Origin of the sequence: Sorangium sp. So ce726 (assembly GCF_051521405.1) — a bacterium.
Lineage (GTDB): Bacteria > Myxococcota_A > Polyangia > Polyangiales > Polyangiaceae > Sorangium.
The window spans coordinates 4543059-4567441 of record NZ_CP150349.1; the positions used below are offsets into that span (position 1 = coordinate 4543059).

General features: G+C 71.2%; 16 protein-coding genes. 8 read left to right on the forward strand and 8 right to left on the reverse strand.

Going from position 1 to position 24383, the window contains the following annotated elements:
- Positions 1-27: 27 nt before the first annotated feature.
- Positions 28-3357 carry an SNF2-related protein gene (locus WME79_RS16930; protein ID WP_437536677.1) on the forward strand — a complete coding sequence of 1110 codons (3330 nt, stop codon included), beginning with the start codon at positions 28-30 and terminating at the stop codon, positions 3355-3357.
- 163 nt (positions 3358-3520) lie between these two features.
- Here WME79_RS16930 and WME79_RS16935 read toward each other — a convergent pair whose 3' ends face one another.
- The 3 genes from WME79_RS16935 to WME79_RS16945 are packed head-to-tail and all read right to left on the reverse strand — an operon-like array spanning position 3521 to position 5355.
- A complete protein-coding gene (locus tag WME79_RS16935) occupies positions 3521-4129 on the reverse strand; it encodes an ExbD/TolR family protein (RefSeq protein WP_012235622.1) in 609 nt (202 codons plus the stop codon).
- Positions 4126-4689, reverse strand: a complete 564-nt coding sequence (locus WME79_RS16940) for an ExbD/TolR family protein (RefSeq protein ID WP_437536681.1) — start codon at positions 4687-4689, stop codon at positions 4126-4128. The genes WME79_RS16935 and WME79_RS16940 overlap by 4 nt, the downstream gene beginning before the upstream one ends.
- 3 nt (positions 4690-4692) lie before the next feature.
- Complete coding sequence (locus WME79_RS16945) at positions 4693-5355, reverse strand: MotA/TolQ/ExbB proton channel family protein (RefSeq protein WP_272098212.1); 663 nt, start codon at positions 5353-5355, stop codon at positions 4693-4695.
- Between the two features lie 1014 nt (positions 5356-6369).
- On the opposite strand from WME79_RS16945, the gene WME79_RS16950 reads away from it, so the two are divergent.
- From WME79_RS16950 to WME79_RS16965, 4 genes are all read left to right on the forward strand, one after another.
- Positions 6370-6990 carry a MotA/TolQ/ExbB proton channel family protein gene (locus tag WME79_RS16950; RefSeq protein ID WP_231864858.1) on the forward strand — a complete coding sequence of 207 codons (621 nt, stop codon included), beginning with the start codon at positions 6370-6372 and terminating at the stop codon, positions 6988-6990.
- A 226-nt stretch (positions 6991-7216) separates the two neighbouring features.
- Positions 7217-7786 carry an ExbD/TolR family protein gene (locus WME79_RS16955; RefSeq protein ID WP_437536684.1) on the forward strand — a complete coding sequence of 190 codons (570 nt, stop codon included), beginning with the start codon at positions 7217-7219 and terminating at the stop codon, positions 7784-7786.
- Between the two features lie 15 nt (positions 7787-7801).
- Positions 7802-8383 carry an ExbD/TolR family protein gene (locus WME79_RS16960; RefSeq protein ID WP_020735583.1) on the forward strand — a complete coding sequence of 194 codons (582 nt, stop codon included), beginning with the start codon at positions 7802-7804 and terminating at the stop codon, positions 8381-8383.
- Between the two features lie 190 nt (positions 8384-8573).
- Positions 8574-9578, forward strand: a complete 1005-nt coding sequence (locus WME79_RS16965) for a hypothetical protein (RefSeq protein ID WP_437536687.1) — start codon at positions 8574-8576, stop codon at positions 9576-9578.
- Positions 9579-9697: 119 nt separating this feature from the next.
- On the opposite strand, the gene WME79_RS16970 is transcribed toward WME79_RS16965, so the two are convergent.
- The 3 genes from WME79_RS16970 to WME79_RS16980 are packed head-to-tail and all read right to left on the reverse strand — an operon-like array spanning position 9698 to position 13049.
- Positions 9698-10999, reverse strand: coding sequence for a DUF4147 domain-containing protein (locus tag WME79_RS16970; RefSeq protein WP_437536690.1), 1302 nt, complete (start codon positions 10997-10999; stop codon positions 9698-9700).
- On the reverse strand, positions 10996-11718 hold the full coding sequence (locus WME79_RS16975) for a hypothetical protein (protein ID WP_437536693.1): 723 nt from the start codon (positions 11716-11718) through the stop codon (positions 10996-10998). The genes WME79_RS16970 and WME79_RS16975 overlap by 4 nt, the downstream gene beginning before the upstream one ends.
- A complete protein-coding gene (locus tag WME79_RS16980) occupies positions 11718-13049 on the reverse strand; it encodes an HD domain-containing protein (protein WP_437536696.1) in 1332 nt (443 codons plus the stop codon). The genes WME79_RS16975 and WME79_RS16980 overlap by 1 nt, the downstream gene beginning before the upstream one ends.
- Positions 13050-14059: 1010 nt before the next feature.
- Between WME79_RS16980 and WME79_RS16985 the strand changes: the two genes are divergently transcribed.
- Positions 14060-16177: a hypothetical protein gene (locus tag WME79_RS16985; RefSeq protein WP_437536698.1), complete on the forward strand. Its 2118-nt coding sequence runs from the start codon at positions 14060-14062 to the stop codon at positions 16175-16177.
- Positions 16178-16459: 282 nt separating this feature from the next.
- Positions 16460-18184 (forward strand): serine/threonine protein kinase, encoded by a 1725-nt coding sequence (locus tag WME79_RS16990; protein ID WP_437536701.1) that lies wholly within the window; start codon positions 16460-16462, stop codon positions 18182-18184.
- Between the two features lie 40 nt (positions 18185-18224).
- Here the strand turns inward: WME79_RS16990 and mutH are convergent, their stop codons facing one another.
- Both mutH and WME79_RS17000 read right to left on the reverse strand, forming a co-directional pair.
- Positions 18225-18908 (reverse strand): DNA mismatch repair endonuclease MutH, encoded by a 684-nt coding sequence (mutH, locus tag WME79_RS16995; RefSeq protein WP_437536704.1) that lies wholly within the window; start codon positions 18906-18908, stop codon positions 18225-18227.
- Between the two features lie 219 nt (positions 18909-19127).
- Positions 19128-22673, reverse strand: a complete 3546-nt coding sequence (locus WME79_RS17000) for a protein kinase domain-containing protein (protein WP_437536707.1) — start codon at positions 22671-22673, stop codon at positions 19128-19130.
- A gap of 490 nt (positions 22674-23163) precedes the next feature.
- Between WME79_RS17000 and WME79_RS17005 the strand changes: the two genes are divergently transcribed.
- Positions 23164-24363 (forward strand): aminotransferase class V-fold PLP-dependent enzyme, encoded by a 1200-nt coding sequence (locus tag WME79_RS17005; protein WP_437536710.1) that lies wholly within the window; start codon positions 23164-23166, stop codon positions 24361-24363.
- Positions 24364-24383: the final 20 nt, after the last annotated feature.

A 24383-nucleotide genomic window follows, 5' to 3' on the forward strand; every position in this document is an offset into this window, starting at 1 on the left:
GCCGCACCCGTATCCCGAGCCCACGACGTGCCGCCTCCGATCTCCGACGCACTCTCTACCCTCAGCGATCGTGGCCTGCGAAGGCTGCTTGGCGCCCGCACCTTCCTCCGCGGGCTGGAGTACTTCCGCCGCCGTGTCGTCGAGGACATCTCCATCAACGAGACGATGGCGAGCGGCACCGTCCGCGCCGCCGACTCCGAGCCGTATCCGGTCAAGGTCGAGCTCTCGCCCGATGGCATCCAGTCGCAGTGTTCCTGTCCGGCGTTCCAGAAGGCTGGGCAGCACTGCAAGCACGTCGCGGCGCTGCTCATCAGCATCCGCGACCAGGCGCGCGGCGCGCAGCCGCGGCGCGAGCCGCCGATCCCGGCGCTCGTCCCGCAGACCGCCCACGCCGGCGGTGATGCCCTGAAGCGCGTGCGTCGTCGCGACCGCCGCGGACGCCTGGCGATCACGCCGGCGGCGCCCGTTCCGACCGTCGTTGGCACCCACGGGCCGCCGGGCTCACCCGTCGCCCTCGCGGCGCCGATCCTGGACGCGACAGCCAAGCAGACCGGGATCGGCGCCTGGCTCCCGCCCGAGGGCGTCACCGGGGCCCGGCGCGTGGAGTTCCGCCTCCACGTGCGGCAGGGGGCGCTGACCGTCACCGTCCTCGACGCCGAGGCGCGCGTCCCGGTGCTGCCCTCTGCGGCGCTCGCCTGGCAAGCGCTCTATCCGACGCCGGATCGCGACGCGCTCCGGCTGCTCGCCCGGTTCGAGAGCGGCAACCCGCGTCACCCGGCCGTCGACATCCGCGGCGAGGACGTGGCCGAGCTGCTCCCGCTGCTCGAGGGCCAGCGCGTGCTGCTCGAGCCGGCGCTGATGCAGCTCCGCTTCGGCGACGACAGCCTGCGGCCGCGCTTCGATCTCGAGACCGTCGGCGGCGACACCATCATCGTGAAGACGAGCTTCGAGCGGGGGAACGACAAGCGCCGCTTCTCGCTGCTGCAGGGCGGGTGGTTCGAGGGCTGGCCGGGCTGGCACATCGACACGCAGGAGGGGCTCGCGCGCCGCATCGACAAGCGCGTCTCCCCCGCGGCGATGCGCCGCCTGCTCCGCTCGCCGACCATCGGCGAGCCGATGAGCGAGCTGGCCCGCATCATCATGCAGGGGCTGCCCAAGATCGCGCTCGAGGTCGGCGCGGAGCTGCCCGACCTGAACCAGATCGCCGAGGTCGTCGACCTCGTGCCCACGTTCCGCATGCGCGCGGGTGGCTCGCTCATCGAGGCGCGCGTCACGCTGACCGCCGCCTATGGCGACGCCGAGGTCGCGGTGCGCGCCGATGGCATGTCGCCCCCGGTGCTCGTGCAGCCGCCCGAGGAGGGGATGAAGCGCGCCCGCTGCATCCGCGTGGACATCGCCGCGCAGCAGGAGGCGGCGAGCAAGCTGCTCGGCCTCGGGCTCAAGCCGGATGAGACGGGCCAGGGCTTCATCGCAAACGGCGACCAGGCGCTCACCTTCTGGACCGAGGGGCTCGCCGAGCTCCCCGACGACTGGGACCTCTTCGTCCCCGAGGATCTCGTCGACACGCAGGTGCGCGGCAGGCCGATCGGCGTGTTCGCCAAGGTCACCTCGGGGATGGACTGGCTGAACGTCAAGCTCAGCTTCGAGAGCGAGGGCGTCGGCGTCGATCGCGACGAGCTGCGCCGCTGTCTCGCCGAGGGCAAGCGCTACGTCCGCCTCGAGGACGGGTCGTTCGCCGCGTTCGATCCCGACGCCGTGCGCGCGATGCTCGATCGCGAGGTCGAGCTGATGATGGCGGCCGGCAAGAACGGCCGGCTGCCGCTCGCCCAGGCCGGGCGGGTGCACGAGCTGCTCCAGCACGCGAGCGGATCGAGCGTGACCGCCTCCGCGCGCGAGCTGTTCCAGAAGCTCAGCAACATCGACGAGATCGGCAGCACCAAGCGGCCCAGGAACCTGAAGGCGACGCTCCGTCCCTACCAGGAGGCGGGCCTCTCGTGGCTCAAGTTCATCCATGACATCGGCTCGGGCGGCGTGCTCGCCGACGACATGGGCCTCGGCAAGACGGTCCAGACGCTCGCCCTCCTGCTCGCCGTCAAGCAGGAGGAGAAGCACATGCGCGCGCTGATCGTCGCCCCGACGAGCGTCGTCACGAACTGGGAGCGCGAGCTCGCCCGGTTCGCGCCCTCGCTGTCGGTCGCCCTCTGGCACGGCGCCGATCGCAAGGACCAGATCGACGAGGTGAAGGCCGCGGAGGTGGTGATCACGAGCTATGCGCTCCTCCGTCGCGACGAGGATTTCCTCGCGCAGCTCGACCTGAGCTACGCCATCCTCGACGAGGCGCAGCACATCAAGAACCCGATGAGCGCCACCGCCGCGGCGGCCAAGCGGCTCCGCGCGAAGCGCCGGCTCGCGCTGACGGGCACGCCCATCGAGAACCGGCTCTCGGAGATCTGGTCCATCTTCGACTTCGTCTCGCCGGGCCTGCTCGGCTCGCTCGACAAGTTCGAGGCCCGCTTCTCGCGCCCGATCGAGGCGGGCGACTACAAGACCGCGCAGCGGCTCCGCGCCGCGATCCATCCGTTCATCCTGCGCCGCACGAAGCAGGAGGTCGCCAAGGATCTTCCCGAGAAAATCGAGATGGATCAGATCTGCGATCTCACGGGCGAGCAGCGGGCGCTCTACCTGCAGGTCGCGCGCGAGGTGCGGGCGCAGGTCCTCGGCGAGGTCGAGCGCGTCGGTCTCGCGAAGAGCCAGCTGCAGATCCTCGCCGGCCTCACCCGCCTCCGGCAGGCGGCCTGCGACCCGCGGCTCCTCGGCTTGCCGCGGGAGTTCGGCGACGACGACTCGGGCAAGCTCGTCGCGGTCCGGGAGCTCATCGCGAACGCCGTCGAGGGCGGGCACAAGGTCCTCGTCTTCAGCCAGTTCGTGATGATGCTGAGGCTCATCGAGAAGGCGATGAAGGAGGATGGTGTCGCCTACGAGTACCTCGACGGCTCCACGAAGGACCGGGCGGAGCGCGTCGAGCGCTTCCAGAGCGATCCGAGCGTGCCGGTCTTCCTCATCAGCCTCAAGGCGGGCGGCACCGGCCTGAACCTCACCGCGGCCGACACGGTCATCCACTTCGATCCGTGGTGGAATCCGGCGGTCGAGCAGCAGGCCACCGACCGTGCCCACCGCATCGGGCAGACGAAGGTGGTGACGGCCTATCGGCTCATCGCCGAGGGCACGATCGAGGAGAAGATCCTGCTGCTCAAGGACAAGAAGCGTCAGCTCGTCGCGTCCGTCCTCAGCGAGGACGCCGGCGGCGCGAAGAAGCTCACCAAGGCCGACCTGGAAGAGCTGTTCGCGGTGGACTGAACGAACGACGGCGCGCCCAGGGGAGCGCGCCGTCACCGGGCACCGGCCGATCCATGAGGGCGCGCAGGGGAGCGCGCCCCTCATGGGGTACGGGTGGATTGATGGCGGCGCTCGGAGTGGCCGTCGCGGGGCCTCTTGGCACCGCAGGGCGGGGAAGGGATGGCTACGGCTTGCGGCCGCCGCTCAGCACCATCAGGTGGTACTTGCCGAACTCGCTCTGCCCGAGCGTGAACAGGACCTCGATCAGGAGGCGGTACGGCGTGGTCGCGTCGGCGACGATGATCGCCTCCGATGACGACGGATCGAGCCCTTTCGCGGCGCGAATGGCTTTGTCCGTCTCGCGCGCGTGGGACAGGGCGTTCGCCAGCGGCACGATGTAGAGATCGTTCGGCCCGCTGCGCTTGTACTTTGCGTCGACGCCCGACTGCGCGAGCTGCTCGCGGTTGGGCAGCATGACGATCGGGGTCGGATCCTCGCCGACCAGGATCTGCGACTTCGAGACGATGACGACCACACCCTCCTGGGAGGGCTCGGCCTGCATCACCGACTTCGGCAGGGTGAGGTCCTTCGACTGGGGGATGGATGCCGCCGACGATCCCACGCTCTTCAGCAAGAAGACGAGGATGATCGTCATCAGGTCGAGCATCGCCGTGATGTTCAAGAAGTCGATCTCAGGGTCCCGCCGGTTCCTTCGGATCGCCTTCCGGAGGGCCGCTTTGTAGCGGACGACGCTCGCCTTCGGCCGCGGGGCAGGTCGCTGTTCGGCGCTCATCGAGCCACCCCGAAGTGGACCTCCGGGAACAGCAGCTCCCCGTCGTCGCTCCTCAGCGCATCCATCACGTCGATGATCGTCTTGTAGTCGATGCCCGGGTTCGCCGTGATCGTCACCTGCGTCTCCTCTTTGAACTCGGGACGGGCGTTCTTGAGGCGCTTCGCGCACCCTGTGAGCGCGGGATAGTCATAGCTATCGTTCGCCTTCGGCACCGTGACCCCGCCGCCGACGTCCTGGCAGCCGGTCGCGATGTTGCCGCTCGACGTCTTCAGCGAGATCCCCTGGCTGGTGATGAACGCGGAGAGGTTCAACGCCTTGCTGGAGAGCTCGCTGCGCACCTTGCCCCCGCCGATGGAAGGCGGCGTCGTGTCGATCGACGACACGAATGTCACCGACACGCTGGCGAGCACGAAGATGAGGATGTTCGTGATGATGTCGAGGTACGGAACGACGTTGAGCTCGCCGGCCTCCTCCCCGGCTTCGGGCTCTTTGGGCTGCGAGAGGCGCCGGATCTTCGATCGCTGCGCCGAGCTGAGCGGGACGTCTTGCGGGTCCGCCATGGGCTAGTAGCCAGGCTTGCTGCTGATCGTGAGCAGGTTGAAGACGCGCTCGGTCGTCGACTCCAGATCGTGCTGGATGTTCTTGGAGCGGGTGTGGAGCAACACGTGCGCGATCATGCACACCACCGCGATGGCGAGGCCGAACGCCGTGTTGTACATGGCCTCGGCGATGCCGTTCGAGAGCATCCGCTGCTTGTCGGCCTGCGAGAGACCCTGGGCGGCGATGGAGGCGAACGTGTTGATCAGGCCGGAGACCGTCCCGATGAGGCCGATCAGCGTCGCGATGTTCGCGAGCGACCACAGGGCGCCGATGCGCTTCTCCACGGCCGGCTTGAGCTCGGACAGCTTCTCGCTGAGCGCGGCGTCGATCTCGTCGGCCCCCTTGTTCGCGTGGGTCAGGCCGGCCTTGACGAGCTGCAGGATCGGGTAGTCGCTCGCGTCGCAGAGCTTGATGGCGCGGTCGATGTTGCCGGCGGCCACCAGCTTCTTGACCTGCGCGAAGAACTCCTTGGAGTTCACTCGGTAGCGTCCCAGCTGGAACGCGGTTCGTTCGATGATGATGGTCACCACGACCGCGGAGACGACCAGGTTCGCGATCAGGAAGGTCGGATTGTGTTTGATGGCCTCCCACATCCCACCTTCGCCACCACCCTCGGCCGCCAACATCAGCAGATGACGCATCCTCGAAGTCCCTTTCTCAGCGTCGTCAGAAGCCCGACAATCTCCAGGCGCGGCGACTATAACTGCCGCCCGATCCCGTGCGCAAGCTCGGCGATGCTGCCGCTCCCCGAGCCGCGAGGCCGGGATCGCCGAAAATCCCCGCAAGAACCAGCGCATCTCACGGCGAGCTCACCCTGGCCATGCGGACGGGCGCCGGCGGCGCCGAGGCCGGACAGGTAGATCCGGAGACCCCTGAATCGCTCCGGCTGCCGGCGTCTGAGCGGGCTACCGCGCTCTGCCATCGCCGCGTCCTCCTCCGGGCGGATGAGTTGCTGCGCTCGCTCTCGGGTGATGCGCCTCGCACTGCCGCGGCGCGCGGTCGGGCCGGCGGTGGTCATGCGGGCGCTGCGCCCCCTGGATTTCGCGGGATCTGCCGCCGGTCGGCTCGCATCGCTCCCGGCCGATCATGACATAACCCCGCGATTGTTGTAAAGTTTTGCCCGTATCAGAGCGCTCACGTGTGGCCAAATCTCTCTTGACGGCGCCGGGTCTCAATCGCGAAGATGCGCGAGTCCCCCGGGCGCGTCGGCGTAGCTCGGCCACAAGGCGGCACGCTCTGCGGTGAACGGGGAGCCGCGCCCAGAGCCATGAAAGGGCCCCTGGCGCGACGACGCGAAGTCAGTCTTGGACGACAGGTGGGAGAGCTGGGACGGCGCCGGGCGCCGGCACCAGAAGAGACGATCAGGACTCTTGCAGAGGTCAGCGCCGCTCGGTTAGCGTCCCGTGGGCATCTCGCCAGAGAGCGACAGCAGCACGCCGTCCACGGCCAGCGCCGCCAAGCAAAATAGGCCTCTCATCCGTCTTTACGTGTGAGTGAAAGACTGCCGCCCCTCGGCAACACGAGTCTGACAAAGGGAACCGATCGAGTTGCGCGAAACCTCATCCCGGGGACGCGAGGCGAACTGGAGGACAGAAGCAATGCACGGAGCGTATGAAGCTTTCAAAGAGGGTGGGTGGGGTATGTGGCCCATCCTGTTCTGGTCGATCCTCACGATCGGCATCATCGTCGAACGCGCCCTCTACCTGTTCGGCTCGTCCATCAACAAGGACGTCTTTCTCGCCACCATGCAGAAGTGCATCCTGGCGGGTGACGTTGCCAAGGCCGTGAAGATGTGTTCGGCGGCGAACGCCCCGCTCGCCCGCATCGTCCAGGCCGGCCTTGTCAAGGTGAACCGTCCCGACGAGGAGGTCCAGGCGGCGATGGACGAGGCGGCTCTCCGCGAGCTGCCGAAGATCTCGGCGCGCACCTCGTACCTCGCGCTGCTCGCGAACCTCGCGATGCTCTCCGGCCTCCTCGGGACCGTGACGGGCCTCATCAAGTCGTTCGGCTCCGTCGCCGGCGAGTCGGTCGACCCGAGCCAGAAGGCCCGCGTGCTCGCGCTCGGGATCTCCGAGGCCATGAACTGCACCGCCTTCGGCCTCGGCGTGGCCATCATCGGCCTCATCGGCTTCGCCGTGCTGAACGGCAAGACGCAGCACATCGAGGACGACATCAACGAGGCGTCGGTGCAGATCCTCAACCTCGTCGTCGCGAACCGTCAAAAGGTGAATGTCGCAGCAGTAGGTCAGGCGGCTGCCTGATGGTCCTCGGCGGGCCCGGGTCGTCGAGCGCCCTGCGCGCGCGATGTCGCCTGGGCCCGCTCTCGCGCCTCGAAGCCCCGGACGGCGGCTTCCGCCGCCGGGGCCCCGGGAACTTCGGAAGAGCGACGAAGTCAGACCCAGCATGGTGGCCCACCGCGAGCTGCGGGCAGGGCGTTCCCCGGAACAACTTGGATAGGTGAGCTCAGGCTCACGTTGGGAAGGCAATATGGGCGGCGTAGACGTCGGCGACGGTGGCGGCAAGAAGCGGTCGACGAACAGCGATATCAACATGATCCCGTTCATCGACCTGCTGATGGTCACGATTGCATTCCTGTTGATCACGGCGGTCTGGGTCACCAACTCGCGCATGAACGCGGACGCCCAGGTCCCTGGCCCTCCGGACCCGAACAAGGAGCTCACCCCGCAGACGCCGGAGAAGGTGCTGAACCTGCACATCGGCGAGAGCGAGTTCGGGCTCGTGTGGAAGCAGGGCGCGACGGTGGTCAACGAGGTCAAGGTCAACAAGTCGCCCGTCGAACTCGGCGAGGCGGGCTCGAAGATCGTCCGCTACCCCGAGCTGGCGAAGCGGATCGAGGAGGAGTGGAAGACCCACGGCGGCCACCGGGATCCGAGCGACAAGAAGCTCGACCAGGCCATCCTCCACACCGACAACCGGACGCCCTTCAAGGAGATCGTCGCGGTGCTCGACGCGCTCTACGCGCCCAAGCGCGAGATGCGGCTGCCCGATGGGAACAAGCAGGTCCCCGTGTTCAACATGACGTTCTCGGTCCGCTGAGGCAGGAGCGCGCACATGGATAGGTTCAATCCGAAGCACCACAAGAACCCCCACGCTCACGTGATCCACCAGCCGGGTCGCCGGCTGATGAAGGGCGTGCCGCTCCGGTTCGTGTGGAACAAGGTGTCCGGACACGGCGCTCGCAGCCCGAACGCGGGGCTCAACCTCGTGAGCTTCATCGACTTCCTCGTCGTGACCGTGATCTTCCTCCTGATGTCCTTCTCGGCATCAGGCGAGATCGCCGTCGACAAGAACGTCAAGCTCCCGAAGGCGGAGAACGTCGAGGACGTCATCGACGCGCCGATGGTCGCCGTGAACGGCAACCAGATCCTCGTCGACGGCGCCCTGGCCGGGTCGACCCGCGCGATCGAGGAGCTCGGGCGTCTTCAGAAGATCGACGAGCTCTTCAACCTGCTCAAGAACAAGCGCGAGCTGTGGAAGCAGGTGCAGCCGAACAAGCCGTTCCCCGGCGTGTGCATCCTCCAGGTCGATCAGAACGTGCCTGCGCTGGTCGTGAAGAGCGTGTTCCAGACCGCGGCGTTCGCCGGTTACCCGAACGTCAGCTTCATGGTCAGCAAGCTCCCGAAGTCGCAGTGATCTCCGCTTCTTGACCTATCAAGCACAGAAGGATGGGGCATGCTGGGCGATTCCCGGCGGCCTCGGTCACCATGGAATGTGGTGGCTCCAGCGGCGCGCTCGGCGCGGCCTTTCCCTCTACGCGGCTCGTGTGGAGAAGGCTGCCTTGCTCGGGTGATCGGGCTGGGGCCTCCTGCGTGGAGCCTCTGCTATGTCCTCTGAACAGCCGCCCCGCGAGCGCGGCCTGCCGTCGGTCTACAAGGCGCGCGAGGCGCGCTCCAAGATGCGCTGGCCCCCGGCGAAATTCTGGGGTTACACGGCCCTCGTCCTGGCGGTCTCGGCGATCCTCCACTGGAAGTGGTCCCAGGGGCAGATGGAGAGCGCGCGCCAGAAGCTGATGGCGCGGCAGCGCGCAGTCGCCGTCGAGCTCGGCCCGCGCTGGTTCCCCATGCGCGAGCGCGTTGAGGGCTGGACCCTCGATCTGGCGCGGAGCGCTGGGGCCGATCTCGTGGATCGGGAGGCGCTCAAGACATGGAATTTCCGTGAGCTTGCGGGTATTTACCTGCGCCTCCGGGTAGACGAGGCCACGGGCGTCGACACCGTCCGGAAGAACGCGCAGCAGTCGCTCCGCGACGCCTTCACTGCGTGCCTCTTGCGTGTGCCGAACCCGAACCCGCTGGCCGGCGCGGAGTGCAAGCGCACGCGGGACTGCCCCGCGGGCGAGTACTGCAACGAGGCCGAGCGCTGCTCCAGGCCCGCGCAGCCCTTCAACCTGCGCGTCGCCTACCGGACGATGCACGTCCTCTCGGACGAGTGGGTGCGTGACGCACAGGATGCGTCGAGCGAGCTCCGCTTGCGGCTGCTGGAGTCCAGCTTCGAGGACACGATGCGCGACGATGTTCCGCTCGCGGCGGAGCTCCTCACGCGGGCGCAGTATTACCTCCTCGTCCTCGACGAGCCGGCCGAGGGAGCGGCGAGCACCGAGGCGTTGCTCGGGGTGCCGCACATGGCGCGGGTCGGGGTGTGGCGGCTGTCGGACGGCAAGCCCATCCTGCGGGTGCGGCGCGAAGCGAGCGGCAATCTCATCGGCGGGACGCCGTCGATCGAGGGGAGCGTGCTCGATGCACGGCAGCGGCAGGCGAACAGCTGCGCGCTCGCGCTCACGGTGCGCGAAGCGATGGGCGACACCACGGCCGCTGTCGCCGAGCCGCAGTGAGGGCGCGCCGCCTCCGGGGCGTGCGCGCCGCTCATCGCGCCTGCGCGCGTGAGCCCGCGTCGTAGCCCGCGTCGCCGCGTGAGCTCACGCACGCTGCCGCGCCGCAGCGCGCTGCCGGGTCAGCGCACACGCGCGCCTCCGAGGAAGTCCCGCGCGACGATGTGCAGGTCCGTGAGGTTGTGACCTGTCGGCCCCGTCTCGACACGCGTGCCGAGCGCGCGGTGAACGACGGCGTCGTCGAAGCGCGCGAGCGCCGCGTCGATCGTGCGATCGTCCATCGCGGCGGCTGCCGCGCGGGCGACGGCTGCTCCTGCGGCGCCGGAGCTGCCGTCGACGCCGTCGGAGGCCGCGCAGAGGAGCGCGACGTCCGGCGGCAAGCCGCGCAGGGCGGCGAGCGCGATCCATCCTGCGCGGCCGCCGGCGCCGCGGTGGGCCGGCAGCGCCAGCGTGGGCTCGCACGGGATCACGACGGCTTCGCCGGGAGCGAGGGTGCGCGCGAGCGCGAGGCGGCGCTCCACGATCGCGCGCGCATCGCCGTCCTCGGCGGGGGCTGCGGCGGCGCGGAGCCCTGCCCTGTCGGCGAGGGCCGCCGCCACGCGCTCGGCGAGCTTCTCCGGATCGGCGAGCACGCGCGCTTCCAGGCGCTGCGCGTCCGCTGGCTTCAGCGACTCGCTGAACGCGGGCGTGAGCCGCGCGAACCGAGGAGCCCAGCGATCGAGGGCGGCGAGCGCTTCTTCCACGCGCGTCGGGTCCGGGACGGTGGGGCCCGAGCCGACGTCGTGCGGGAGTCCACCCACGACGTCGCTCATGAGCAGCGTCAGCACGCGCGCCGGGGCCGCCGCCGCCGCGAGCCGCCCGCCCTTGATCCGCGACAGGTGGCGGCGAACGAGGTTGACGTCCTGGATCGGCGCGCCTGCTTCAAGGAGCTCTGCGACGACGGCCTGCTTGTCCGCGAGGGACACGCCTGGAGGCGGCGCGGCGAGCAGCGCCGAGGCGCCGCCGGAGAGGAGGGCGATCAACAGATCCTCGGGCCCGAGCGCGGCCGCCATGGTGAGCGCCGCTTCGGCCGCGTCCACGCTGCGCGCATCGGGGATGGGGTGCGCCGCGCGCATCATGCGCAGCGGGCGCAGCGCGGCCTCCTCGGGATCGGCCAGCGATGTCTTCTCATCGTGCGCGGCGAGCACCGGGGCCGCGACGGTGATGACGAGCCCTCCGGCGATCCTGTCGCCCCAGCGGCGGAGCGCCCCCTGGGCCATCCCGGGCGCCGCCTTCCCCGCCGCGATCACGAACACGCGGCCGCGGTGCGCTCCGGCCTCAGCGTCGAGCGCGCGCTCGACGAGCCCTGCTGGGTCGAGCTCCGTCAGCCCGGCGTGGAACGCGGCCACCAGCGCCGCGCGCAGCTCGCCGAGCGCGGCGCTCAACGGATCCTCGCGCCAACCACGCCGCGCTGCGCCGCCACCTGGGCGGGGGCGCGGTCGCCTGCGTCGACGAGGTGCGCGCGGAGGACGTGATGCCAGCCGAGCGTGACCGAGATGAGCGCCCGCTGCGCGTCGCGCGGGCCATCGTCGCCCGAGAGCTCCGGCCCGCGAAAGCGGAGCGCGCCCCGCAGGCCGAGGAACGGGCCCGTGGCGTCTCCCAGGAGCGGCACGTCGAGCGACAGCGAGAGCTCCAGCCCAGGCTCCGCGGCGAGCCCGGCTCCCGGCGGCGCTTCCCAGAACGAGCCCACGCCGAGCGCCACGGAATCGATGAAGAGGTCGAGCCAGGGCGCGCTGCGCTCGAGATCGCTCGCATAGCGCGCGAGGAAGAGCGGCTGGATGAAGACGCCGCTCGCGATCGAGCGCGCGACGGGCGCTCCCTCTGCGCCGAGCGCGTCGGTGTAGTGCGCGTACAGGCCGGCGGTCGAGAGGTACACCGCGGCGCCGCGCGCGCAGAGCGCCGGACCGCCGTCCGCGAACGATGCGCCCGCGCCCGCGCGCAGATCGATGTCTCCGTCCAGCCGGCCGTACGCGCCGTCGCCCTCCGCGTGCGCTGTGGACGCCCCCGCGAGCGCCGCGAGCGCTGCGACGCCGGCGAGCGCTCTGGCGAGGGCGCGGCGCGTGGGCGCGGACGATCCCCGGGCTGCCTTGTTCCTGGTGGTCATCAGCGTATCAGCGCCTCCCGCACCGTATCCCGCAGCTCGGGCGCGAAGAGGATCCGGGTGCGTGTCATCGTCTCGTTGCGCAGCCGATCCAGCAAGAAGGACACCTCGGCGGGTCGGCGCGGACGCCCTTTGGAGTAGACGACCATGAGCGACGCGTCTTCGGCGTAGGGCGTGTCCTCGGCGACGTCGACGCCGACGTACACCTCCGGGTCGAGCCCGGCGCTCTGCGCGATCTCGCGCACGGTCTCCAGCGCCGCTGCGCGCCGGGCGTCGCGCTCGGCCGGCGACTCGCCTGGCTCCGGGAACAGCTCGACCGACTTGAAGAGCGAGCGCACGCGCAGGCGGCGGGCGAGATCGGACAGCACGGGATCGGGCGCCGCTTCCCAGGCATGGATGGCCCCGAGCAGGACCTGATCGTCGAGCTCGAGGTACTGCTCCAGGGTGGGCATCTCGCCGACGGCCATCGCAGCGACGGCCGTGGGGACCTCGGGGATCCGGTCCCCGGCGGCGAGGCGGGTGACGACGCGCCGGAGGATGGCGCCGATCATCCACTCCGCGCTGCGCGTCGTCTTGTGGAAATAGACCTGCTGAAACATGAAGAAGCGGGCGAGCAGGAACGACTCTATCGCGCTCATCCCCTTCGTCCCGTCGATGGCGAGCGCGGGCGCTGGCGGGGCAGACGCTGCGCCGCCGCCGGGCATCTCCACCTGGACGTCGCTGAACCTGAGGCTGCGGAGCAGCCATGGCAGGTCGTACTCGCCGTACCTGACGCCCGTCGCGTGCGCGTCGCGGAGCAGGTAGTCGCAGCGATCCACGTCAAAGGTCCCGCTCACCGCTTTGGCGAGGTACGGCAGCTCGTGCCGTCCGCCGATGAGGTCGGCGACCCGCTGCGGGAGGTAGGGATCCTGGCGCACGAGCACCTGGTGCACGTCCGAGGACGGGTCGAGCAGGATGCGCTCGGTCCAGCGCTCGTGGTGGAGCGCTCCCGGCATGGCCTCCTCGAAGAGATGCGACAGCGGGCCGTGGCCGAGATCGTGCAGGAACGCTGCGGCGATCGCGTCGCGCGCGCGGTCGCTGGTCACTCTCTGCCAGAACGGAAGGTCGCGATCGATTTGACGGAGCCTCGCGATCAGGAGGCGCATCACGTGGGCGGCCCCGAGCGCGTGCGAGAAGCGGGTGTGCTCGGCGCCTGGGAAGGCGAGCGACGTCAGCCCGAGCTGACGGATGCGCCGCAGCCGCTGCACCTCGCGAGTGCCGAGCAAGCGCGGAACGATGGCCGCTTCGCCGCTCTCGAACTCGATCAAGCCGTGGACTGGGTCGCGCAAAATCACGATGGGTCTCCACTCGACGCCATGGGCGCAAACGGCGCCGAGTCACTCAGGAGTCGCCTGATGGCGTCGATCTGCGGGCGTGCGCGCAGAGGGGAGGGCTCATTGCTTCGGGCGTGCGGTGTGGAGCACAGCATGGTGCGCCTCGAACAGGGGCGGGAAATCAAGGAGGTATGCGACGTTCCCACGTGGGCCCGCGGGAAGGCAAGCGCGGCTCGTCGCCTAGCCTTCCTCGTGAGCGATCCAGCGAACCGGTCGGCTCTGCCCGACGAGGACGACAGGCGCGCGACATCGGGGCGCCCTGAGCGTGGCGTGCGACGGAATCCACGCGACGTGGCCAGCCACGCCAAGGCGGACTCGCGCGGCCGACGCCGTGCGGTCGACGTCGCGGACGTCGAGCGAGCGCGAAATCGTGTCGAGTGTCGCGTGATGGCAAGGCGCGCGTGGCGCACCACGGCGCTGCGAACGCGGTCCCGCGGCAGCATGCGATTGCGTACGAGCGCGTGTGATTGCGTGCGGTTGCGTGCGGTTGCGTGCGGTCGCGGTACACGAGACGAGCGCTCGAGATGCGCGGCTGAGATGCCTGAGGCGAATCGCGTGAACAGCGGGTGGTCATGCGTGGAACGTGCGCGGACCGAGGAACGTGCGAGAAACGTGCGAGGAACGTGCGAGGACGACGCGAACCACAGCGGGGTGAAGCGGGGTGAACAGCCGTGAACAGACGTGAACACACGCGAACAGACGAAGAACAGACGAAAAGGAGGCGCCGCGAGGTGAGCGAACGAAATTGCGATCGGAGAAAATTGTGATCGGAGGAGGAAAGTGCTCGATTTCTTGAGGCTGGACGAGCATCCTGGTGTACGGTAGGAGGCTGACTATTCAGTTGGTTAACGTGGGTCATCGGATATCCGGGAGATCAAGTCGAGCGCATGACCACGACCAACGGACGACAGTCGGGGCGGGAGCATCCTGCAGATGAGGAGCAAGGTCGGGTGACACGCGAATCGGGAGGCATGGCGAGCAGTGATGAGGCTGAGCTCGACGAGTCGCCGAGGCGGCTCGACGCCATCCTCCGCGCCCTCCCAGAGTCGGAGCTCAAGGGCCTCATCACACGCATGGGGATCCGCATCGACGCCGCGAAGCGCATCGACGCGCCTTCTCAGGCGGCGCGGGCGCTGGTCGGCCTCCCCGACGTGCGCGACCCGTCGCGGCTCCCGACCGCCAGCCGCGAGCTGCTCCATCGCATCGCCGAGGCGGGCGGCGTGCTCGTCGTCCCCTCGCTCCCGGCCGGGCTCGAGCCGCTCATCGCCCGTGGCGTCGTGTACGCGCGCAAGACCGACGAGGGCATCGAGCTCGTGCTCCCGGCGGCGTTCCTCGTCCAGCTGAAGAGCTGGGAGAGCGAGGACCCCCGGGCCATCCGGGCGCTGCTCGCGCAGGCGCCCTTCGAGACGATGAGCGCGATCGCGACGCACTACCTCGGCCGCCCGGCCACGCCGCCCATCGCGCTGTCCCTCGAGAACGCGTGGGAGACGCTGAGCGAGCCGGAGCGGCTCCGCGAGGAGATCGATCGCCTCGCGCCCGTCGAGCGCCGCCTGCTCGAGTCCATCGAGGCCGTCGGCGGCGAGGTGGACACGCAGGAGCTGCTCGATCTGGAGCGGGAGCCAATGCGCCTGCGCAGCGCGAGCGGGGTGACCGCGAGCCGCCGCGGCGCGGGCTTCGCGCTCGAGCGCCGCGCCTTCCTCATCCCGATCCATCCGAACCGGCACGTCGTGCCGACCGAGGTGGCCGCGATCGTCGGCGCGGATCGCCGCCGGATGCGCGAGAAGCGGCGCGAGCAGATCCGGTCGTTCGTCCTCGAGGAGGATCACGCCCCGCGGCGCGCTCGCTTTGCCTCGGATCCCGGGATGCTCTCGCTGGCGCTCGCGTACTGCGTGCGTGAGCCGGGCAGCGACGTGCGCCCCGGCGTCGGGACGCCGCGGTCGCTGCTCGTTCGGCTCGCGCAGCGCTTCGGGCGGGACGTCGAGGGCGTCGCGCTCGTCGCCGCGCTGTCGCGCGCCGTCGGGCTCTGGGACGCTTCAGCCGCGTCGCCGGCGACGCCGCCCGGCTCGCTCCAGGTGCAGGAGCTGACGCCGCTCCTGTTCACGACGTGGCGCCGCGGCGGCGCGTGGGATGAAGCGCGCGCCGAGCGGGAGGTGCTCCGGGTCGCGTCGGACAACCGCGACGCGAGCCCCATCGGCGCGCTCCGCGAGATGGTGCTCGATGCGCTGCACGATCTCGGCGAGGGCCGCTGGGTCCCCTGGCAGTCGCTGCAGGGCTACCTGGCGGCGGACGAGCGCATCGCCGGGGTCGAGCGGCTGGTCCGTCGCTGGGCCGAGCGCGCCTCGGTCGAGGCGCCGGAGGTCCCCGAGATCACGCGGCGGATCGCGCTGGAGTCGCTGCCGGCGCTCGGGATCATCGATCTCGGCGGGGCCGAGGACGTCGCCAGCGCGGAGCTGGCGCTCCGGCTGACGCCGCGCGGGCGGGCGCTCCTCGCGGGCTCCGCGCCGAGCTCGGACAACAGCAAGAGCAAGTTCGTCGAGGCGCACGCGCTTCGCGTCGGCCCGAGCGCCAAGGTCGCTGCGGTGCTCGGGCTCTCGACGTTCGCCGAGATCGGCCGCGTCGGCGATCAGGTCGATCTCCTGCTCACGCCGCCGTCGATCGCGCGCGCGCTGTCGGTGGGCCTCGACAGCGACGCCCTGCGCTCTCGCATCGAGGCGGTCGCGCCGCTGCCGGACACCATCTCGCGCATGCTCATCCAGGCGAGCGTCGTCATCGGCAAGGCGAGCTTCGTCGGCGCCTCCGGCTTCCTCTGGATCGAGGATCCCGAGATCCGCGAGCTTCTCCGCACGCGGAGGCCGGCGGCCGAGATGTTCGTCGATCCGTCGCCCCCCTCGGGCTTGCTGATCGAGGCAGGGGTCGATCTGGAGCGGCTCATCCGGCGCTGTCGTGCGCTCGGCGTCGAGATCGAGGCCGATCTCGGCAACCTCAAGGCGACGCGGCAAACCCCGGCGCACGGTACCGAGGGACCGCACCGGACCTCCTCGACGGCGAACATGCGCCGATCCCGGACTCCGCCGGCGCGCACCCGCTGAGCTCGCTGTCAACCGGCATTGCGAGGCCACGAGCGCGGGCCGACCGCTGAGCCGAACCTGAAGGAACGGCCTGGCGGTCCTCGGCGCTCACCAACGGACCGCGGGGGCGCTTCGTCCGCGGTGCGGCGGTGCGTGAGGCGCGCAGGCTGGCCCTGGGTTGCGCTTGCTTCCTCCTGTTCCGCGCCCGCGTCCCACCTGGGAGGCGGTTTTTCGCAGCTCTTTGCATTCCTGCGGCGTGAGGGGAATCGCTTCGGAGAAGCGCGACGTGTATACCTTAGCTCGATGGCGCCCTCCTCTGGTGAGCCGGACTCGACCGAAGGAGAAGTCTCGGTCGGCCCGGAGACGGCTGCGTTTCCGCTCGGCCCGGGGGAACCGAAGGCTGACAACGTCTACACGATTGCGCCTGGCACCGTCATTGCGCGCAAGTACCGCGTCGAGCGCACGATCGGCCGTGGAGGCATGGGACTCGTGGTCGAGGCGCTGCACCTCGATCTCGATACGCGTGTCGCGATCAAGTTCCTGCTCCCGGAGTTCATGTCGTACACCGAGGCGTCGGAGCGGTTCATGCGCGAGGCGCGCACGGTCGCCAAGCTGCAGACGCACCACGTCGTCCGCGTGCTCGACGTGGCCGCCCTCGATAGCGGCGAGCCCTACATGGTGATGGAGCTGCTCGACGGCGTGGACCTCGCGGGCCACGCCGCCGAGTCGGGCACGCTCGCGATCGGCGAGTGCATCGATCACATCGTCCAGGCGTGCGAGGCGCTCGCGGAGGCGCACGCGCTCGGGATCGTCCACCGCGATCTGAAGCCGGCGAACCTGTTCCTGACGAAGCGCCCGGACGGCGCGCCGCACATCAAGGTGCTCGACTTCGGCGTCTCGAAGATCCTCACCGGCGACACGGGCAACGTCTCGCTCACGCAGACGACCACGATCCTCGGGTCCGCGCTGTACATGTCCCCCGAGCAGATGCGCTCCTCGAAGAGCGTCGATCCTCGCACTGACATCTACGCGCTCGGCGTGTGCCTCTTCGAGACCATCGGCGGCAGGCCGCCGTACGTGGCCGACAGCTTCCCCGAGCTGTGCGCGAAGATCTACACGTCGCCGCCCGAGGCGCTCCAGGATCTCCGCCCCGAGGTGCCGGAGGGCCTCGTCGAGGTGATCGAGAAGTCGATCGCACGCGAGCCGGAGGATCGCTTCCAGTCGATCGCGGAGTTCGTTCAGGCGCTCGCGCCGTACGCCGCTCCGGGCACGCGCACCACCATCGGCGGGATCCTTCGTCAGCACGCCGTGGAACTCGACCTGCCTCCACCGGCCTCGCGGGCGGCCATGACGCGGACGTCGCGCGCCTCGCGCACGAGCAGCGGCGGGCCGTCGGTGAGCGACAGGGGCGCGCGCACGGGCAACTCCACGCCTCCGGTGGAGGAAGAGGCCCCGCGCCGCGGGCGCACGCTGCTCTACGTGGGGGTCGGGGCTGTCGCTGTCCTCGTGGGCGCGTGGGGCGCGCTCCAGTTCCAGCGCAGCCGCTTCGCTGTGGGAGGGAGCGAGGCAACCGCTCCGGCGGACGCGCCTTCGTCAGCCGACACCGCGGCTCCCGGCGCGCCGACGGCGACGGTGCCTCAGGCGCCGGACACGGCCGCCGCGAGCCCGACGGTCGCTGCCCCTGCGGTCACCGCAGCGACCGCTGACGCGGGCGCGAGCGCGGCGGGCGCAGGCGAGGCGGACGCAGGCCCATCGGATGCGGGCGTCAGCTCGACAGAGACAGCGGCGGATGCGGGGAGCGGGCCGTCCGCAGCGAGTACGACGGCGCCGAGCGCCAGCGCTGGCAAGCCGCCGCGCGCCGGCGCTGGCGGGCGAGGGCGCACCCGTCCAGCAGAAGCTGGGGGAGCTGCCGTGGACGAGCCGGTGCCGCCGCGCGCCGTCACGCCGACCGTGAACGACGATCTCTCGCTGGAGACATGCACCGCCACGATGCCGGACGGCTCCAAGAAGGTCGTCCCCTGCAAGTGACGCGCGCCAGGGCCGCCCGTGCGCGGCGGGGGCTCTCCGGTCACGCCGGGATCGCGGCCGGATCGCCCAGGATCGCGCCGGTGAAGCTGGGGCGCAGGTAGAAGCCGCGCGGCAGCGCGGCGATCATCTCCCCGTCGCGTCCGAACGCGAGCGTCCGCGAGCGCCCGCTCGCGGCTTTCGGCCGCACCTGGAGCCAGCGCCCCGCGTGCGCGGTGAGCGCCTCGACGGCGCCGATGCCGATGAGCCCCATCAGGTCTTCGAAATCGGCGCGCAGGACGCGCTCCTGCGCGTCCGTCGGCCGCCAGAGCCGCGGAGCGCCTAGCCGTCGCTCCTCGCTCGGCCGGCCCGGGGCGGCGATGATCGGGACCCAGAGCACACTGGCGAGCTTCGCGCGAGCGCGCGACGTCTCCCACTCCGCACGATCGGCGTCCGACAGCGAGATCGAGCAGACGAACGTCGACTCCTGCGGTGCCCCCGCGACGTCGACGGGGATCGTCTTGAGCTCGATTCCGAGGTGGGGAAAATCGGGCCTCGATGTCGAGCCGGCCGTCGCGCCGAGCGCGCGCTCGACGAGCGCGCCGGCGGCGCCCTTCGTGCGCACACCGCCTCGGGGCACGGCGCAACCGAGCGCGCGTGCGAGATCGGCGAGCGTCAGGCCGGCGAGCGCGGCCGCCCGGCGCCGGAGCTCGGCTTCATCGCGAGGTGGTTTCAGCGCAGGGCTCAATGACGCCGCCCTTAGAGCATCGCGGGGCGCGACTCCAGCGCTCCGCCGCGATCGAAAAAGGTTGGCCGCCGGGGTGCGCCGGTACGTCGATGGGGATCGAGCAGCGCTGACCCGGGGGCCATGGCGGCCTGATAACGCGGCCCCCCCGAACGCGCCGCCGAGAGACAACCTACTGCTTAAATCCTTCTTTGAGCCGACAGGATTCAGAGGAAAAGCGCATCAGGAATTTCCTGTATGGACTTTCCGGGGTCCACCAGTGTTGGGCCTGGCAGCCCGCCCGTCATCGAGCGGCCATCTCAGATCAGCGAGCTGGCCGGTGATCCGCAGCAGCATTTCCCTCAGGGAGGAGGCGTTCGCGCGATCCGTCGGGTTGTGTCGTAAACAGGCATACATGAACGCCGCGATATCTGCGGTCCTCGGATCGTCGGCGATGCGCTTGATCGGCGCAGGGAGCCCGTCGTGCGTGATGTGCGCTGTGATGAGCGCGACCTCGGTGGGCGCGTCGAACAGCGTCTTGCCGGTGAGGATCTCGTAGGCGAGGCAGCCGAAGCTGTAGACGTCGGCTGTGAGCGGGGTCGGCGTGACCCCGGCGGGGACGACGCCCCAGATCTCCGGGGCGCCGTAGCAGCCGGTGGCGCAGCCGGGGCGGATGTGGCGGCCGGCGAGGCCGAAATCGACGAGCACGGGCTCGCGTCCGCCGCGCAGGATCACGTTCGTCGGCTTGATGTCGAGGTGCCCGACGCCGACGGCGTGCATGGCTTCCAGCCCGGCGAGGATGCCGTCGAGCAGCGCCACCGCGCTCCGCGAGGTGAGGCCTCGAGCGTCGAGCAGCTTGTCACAGCGGATGCCCTCGATGAGCTCCATCACGAGGATCGGCTTGGGGCGGGCGCCCGCGTCGAACGTGACGAAGCGGGCGAGGTTCGGGTGATCGGGCAGGGAGAGCAGCGCGCCCGCCTCCTCCCGGAACAGGCGGAGGAAGTCGGCTTCCGAGACGCTCCTGGCCGCCGTGTGATCGTACTCCGGCACCTTGAGGGCGAAGCGCTCCGCCGATGGATCGTGTCGCTCCTCGGTGCGGGTGACGACGAACACCGTCCCCAGCGAGCCGCCGCCGAGCTGGCGGTGCACGTAGAAGCCGCCGAGCGTGCGCCGGCTCGGCAGCCACGCGGGCAGCGGCTGCTCGGGCAGGGCGACCCCGCTCGGCGCGCTCTGCCGCCGGACCGGGAGCAGCAGGACGCGCGGCACGACGAGGGCGACCACGTCGGCGAGCGCGCCCGGGATGCTCGCGCGCGCGGCCGAGACGAGCGCCTCGATCGGCGCGGCGACGCTCGGCTCCGCGTCGCCTTCCTCCTGCAGCGCGACCTCGATGGCGAGGCGCAGCGGCTCGGTCGCGCCGGAGGGCGCGGAGGCCGGGTGCTCCCCGCAGCGCCGGCGCGCGCCCGCGGTCAGCTGCGCGAGGCGCGTCAAGGCCTCTTCCAGGGCGGCGAGCGGCGAGGCGTCCACGTCGCCGTCGCCCGCGCCGGTCAGCGCGCTGAGCGCGCGGGCCGCGTTCATCGCTCCGAGCGCGCGCGAGAGGCGGGCGAGCGCGCCCCGCACGATCTCCGTGCGCTGCGACGCGCCCGCAGGGAGCGCCGTGACGAGCGCCTCGAGGGCGGCGATGCGCTCGAGCGCCACGCGCGCGCGCTCGGCCTCGGCGAGCTCCGCGTCGAGGCCGCCTTGTCGGGCCGAGCGGCGCGACGCCGCGGCGTCGCCCTCCGGCGCGCGCGCGCCGCCCTCACGCCCGCCGCGCGCAAACCGCGCGTAGGCGCGCAGCAGCTGGGCGACGTCCGGGTGCATGCTCGCCTGGCCGAGCACGTCGAGGTCGTCGGGGTCGCCGCCGCGCATCGCCGCGTGCAAGAAGATGTCGGCCGCGTCGGCGGCGCCTTCGCGCACGAGCGCGTCGAGGCCACGGGCGACCGAGGCGGCGATGGCGCGGCGGAGCGACGAGCCGCGTTCGGCGCGCAGCCGGTCGAGCAGCACGCTGATGGCGCCCGTCCAGCGGGCGAGCACCCGCGCCTTGAGCTCGGGCTCGCTGCCGAAATCAGTGCTCTCGCCGTCGATCAGGTGGATGAGCGCGCGCAGGTTGCGCTGGTGGACGGTGACGTGCAGGGGCGGCGAGGTGCTCGAGCGGGCGGCGGGCCCCTCGGCGCGGAGCAGCCAGCGAGCGAGCCGCTCGTCGAGATCGTCCAGGGACGCGACCCCGGTGGCATCCTCGCTCGGCCGCCGGTTCAGGAGCAGGAGGCTCTTCAGCAGGCCGGAGCCGAGCAGCTCGGCGTCGAGCTCGCGCACGAGCCCCACCGCGGCCCTGCGCGCCGCGGTGCTCTGCGCGTCGTCGAGCTCGCAGAGCTCGATCTCCTCGAGCGCGCCCACCACCTCGGTCGCGAGGGCGTAGGCCTCCAGCGCGCGGCCGTGCGCGTCGCGCGGGCCGGTCTCGACGAACGCCGCGACGGCGCTGTCGAGCGCGCCGCGCAGCAGCGCCACCCCGGCGCTGTCCATCGAGAGGTCGCGGTGGATGACGCGCGCCAGCGCCGCGAGCCCGTCGTCGCGGACGTGCGCGCTGGGCGGCGCCTCGAGCGCGTCCTCGAGCGCGTGGGCGCAGCGCGCCGCGGCGCGTGCGCCGAACGGCTCGCCGCGGCTCATCACGCCGCGCAGCTCGCGCCGGAGCTCGACGATCGCCTCGGCGGTCGCCATCGGGGACGTGCGCGCGATCTCGTCGAGCAGCGCATCAGCGGCCTCGGGCTCCGCGTCGGCCGCGACGGGGAGCCCCCAGGCCATCGCCGTGGCGATGCCCGGATCGGCGGCGAGCAGCGGGCTCCGGAGGAGCTCGATCGCGCGTCCGAGCGCGCCTTCCGGATCCACCGCGATGCTCGCGGCCAGCGACGCCGCGCCGCGCCGCCACTCGGTGGGGGAGAGATCCTGGGCGAGCAGCGCGCGCACCTCCTCGGCGAAGTCGGGCAGCACCCCGGCGAGCAGCCCTCGCGCCGCCGCGACGTGGCGCCACACGAGCGGCTCGCGATCGGCGAGGAGCGTCTGCCAGGCGAGCGCGATCCCGTCGGCGCTGCGGTCGAGGTCGCGCCGACGCCCGTCGCCGACGTTGCGGAACAGCCGGAGCGGGAGGTCGTCGCCCTGCATGGCCCGGCGGGTCGCCTCGCGGGCGGCGCGCTCGATCAGGCGCGCGGCGAGGCGCCGCTCCGGGAGCGAGCCGGTCGATGGCGCGGCGATCCAGTCGCGCGACAGCTCGCGCCGCGAGGCGAGCAGCAGCGCGAGCGGTTCGACCGGGATGTCGGTGCCGGCGGGGAGCCAGAGCGATAGCATCACGCGGGCGCGGATCCCTGCCCCGGACAGGCCGCGGGCCGAGCCGGCCGCCATGCGCGTCGCGAGGGCGACGAACGTCGCTGCGTTGCCGGCATAGAGCTGTCCAAGGACACGCCTGCCCAGCTCGCGCCGCTCGGGTCCGAGCGGGAGCGCCCCGGCGATCTCGTAGAGCGCCACGCTCGCCGCGGCCGGCGCGAGCCAGCTCAGATCGTCGAGCAGCCCGTCGGCCATGGCGGTCTGGACGCTCCGGAGCAGGCCATCCGGGCTGAGGGAGTCGAGCGGGGTCGATCCATCGAGCGCATCGACCAGGGCCAGCGAGGCGATCGTCTGCCGGAAGAGCGCACGCCGGACGTTCGGGTCGTCGTGGGACGTGAGGTCGACGAGCCCTTCGAGGTATTCCGCGCGCGGTCGCATCGGCAGGTTGCGCAGTCTAGCGCGCCAACGCGCCGGCCCCCCTCCCACGCCGCAGCAATCCTCGCCCGTCATGGAACCTCCCACCTCGATCCGGAGCGCGTGCCGCTCCACATGGCTCCGAGAGAGCTACCTCCCCCTACGATGATCGGACCGACCAGAGGCGCGCCCCCACCGCGCGTTCTGCCGCCTCGCCCCGGCGAGCACGTCGTGGCGGGGCGAGGAGCCAGCCCTGTTGATGCTCGATCTTGTGCAGCAGCGGATCCTCTCGCGTCCGGCCGCCTGGGCCGTCAGCGCGCGCGTGGGGCAAATGGCAGAGCGCTCCGGGCCGCTCCACGCGCATTGAGGACGCAATCCACGCATCCTGCGCAAGGCACCGCACTGCACGGACCGACTGGGTGGAAGTGGGCATCGAAGTGGGTTAAGCGGCAGCGCGTACGGGGCCTCGTTGCCCTGCGTGTCCGCCGCGCGATGCCGCGACCGAAGAGCTGGAATGCGAGGAGACGTGGAACAGGGCTTCTCTCTCGACCTCGACGCGTTTCGCGCGGCGTACTCGCGTTTCCTCGCGCCGGCGGGGGACGCGGCGCCGCGCATCCTGCTCACGGGACACTCGCACCAGGCCTGGCCTGATGTGGCGCGCGACGCGCTCGCCGCGTGTTTCGACGACGCCGCGCGGCTCGTCGACGGCAAGTGGGACGCCGCGGTGTTGCCGAGGCTCTCGGCGGTCGGCGCGGCGATCCTGGAGCGGATGGGCTTCGAGCGCGGCGACGCCATCGCCTTCGGCCAGAACACCCACGAGCTCGTCTACCGGCTGATCACGTCGCTCCCTCGGCGCGAGCGGCTCCGGATCGTCACCACGCAGGGCGAGTTCCACTCGCTCAGGCGCCAGCTCGCCCGCCTCGCGGAGGATGGCGTCGAGATCGACTGGGTGAGCGTCGAGCCGCGCCACGCGCTCGCCGACCGGCTGCTCGCCGCGCTCCGGCCGGGCACCTCGATGCTCGCGATCTCGGCCGTGCTCTTCGAGAGCGCGACGGTGGTGCCGCGGCTCGACGAGATCGTCGCGCGCGCGGCCGAGATCGGCGCCGTCCCGCTCGTGGACGCTTATCACGCGTTCAACGTCGTCCCGCTCGCGTGGGGCAGCGCGGCGCCTCATGTCTTCGCGGTCGCGGGCGGCTACAAGTACGCGGCGATGGGCGAGGGGATCTGCTGGATGCGCGTCCCGCGCGGCTGCGAGCTGCGCCCGGTCTTCACCGGCTGGTTTGCCGACTTCGGCTCGCTCGCGGGCAGCAGCGGCGGCGTCGCGTACGCGCCCGGGGGCGCGCGATTCGCGGGCTCCACGTTCGACCCTTCCGCGCTCTACCGCGCCGCCGCGGTGATCGAGCACTGGGATCGCTTCGGCCTCACCGTCCCGCGGCTGCGCGCGATATCGCTCCGGCAGACCGGGCGCATCCTCGGTCTCCTCGACGCCGCGGGCCGCGGCGGCGACGTCGTCTCGCCCCGCGAGCCCGAGCGCCGGGGCGGCTTCGTCGCCGTCCGCTCAGCGCGAGCGGGCGACGTCGTGGAGCGCCTCCGCGCGCGGCGCGTGCTCGTCGACGCCCGGCGTGACGTGCTCCGCATCGGCCCCGCGCCGTACCTCACCGACGCCGAGATCGACCAGGGCGTCGCGGCCCTCGTCGAGGAGCTCGGTCGCTAGCGCCCTGGCGACGTCCTCGT

Bases quoted from the DNA above. Each gene is read 5' to 3' on its own strand.
- WME79_RS16935 (WP_012235622.1), bottom strand. From the start codon at position 4,129: ATGAGCGCCGAACAGCGACCTGCCCCGCGGCCGAAGGCGAGCGTCGTC.
- WME79_RS16940 (WP_437536681.1), bottom strand. From the start codon at position 4,689: ATGGCGGACCCGCAAGACGTCCCGCTCAGCTCGGCGCAGCGATCGAAG.
- WME79_RS16945 (WP_272098212.1), bottom strand. From the start codon at position 5,355: ATGTTGGCGGCCGAGGGTGGTGGCGAAGGTGGGATGTGGGAGGCCATC.
- WME79_RS16950 (WP_231864858.1), top strand. From the start codon at position 6,370: ATGTGGCCCATCCTGTTCTGGTCGATCCTCACGATCGGCATCATCGTC.
- WME79_RS16955 (WP_437536684.1), top strand. From the start codon at position 7,217: ATGGGCGGCGTAGACGTCGGCGACGGTGGCGGCAAGAAGCGGTCGACG.
- WME79_RS16960 (WP_020735583.1), top strand. From the start codon at position 7,802: ATGGATAGGTTCAATCCGAAGCACCACAAGAACCCCCACGCTCACGTG.
- WME79_RS16965 (WP_437536687.1), top strand. From the start codon at position 8,574: ATGTCCTCTGAACAGCCGCCCCGCGAGCGCGGCCTGCCGTCGGTCTAC.
- WME79_RS16975 (WP_437536693.1), bottom strand. From the start codon at position 11,718: ATGACCACCAGGAACAAGGCAGCCCGGGGATCGTCCGCGCCCACGCGC.
- WME79_RS16985 (WP_437536698.1), top strand. From the start codon at position 14,060: ATGGCGAGCAGTGATGAGGCTGAGCTCGACGAGTCGCCGAGGCGGCTC.
- WME79_RS16990 (WP_437536701.1), top strand. From the start codon at position 16,460: ATGGCGCCCTCCTCTGGTGAGCCGGACTCGACCGAAGGAGAAGTCTCG.
- WME79_RS17000 (WP_437536707.1), bottom strand. From the start codon at position 22,673: ATGCGACCGCGCGCGGAATACCTCGAAGGGCTCGTCGACCTCACGTCC.
- WME79_RS17005 (WP_437536710.1), top strand. From the start codon at position 23,164: ATGCGAGGAGACGTGGAACAGGGCTTCTCTCTCGACCTCGACGCGTTT.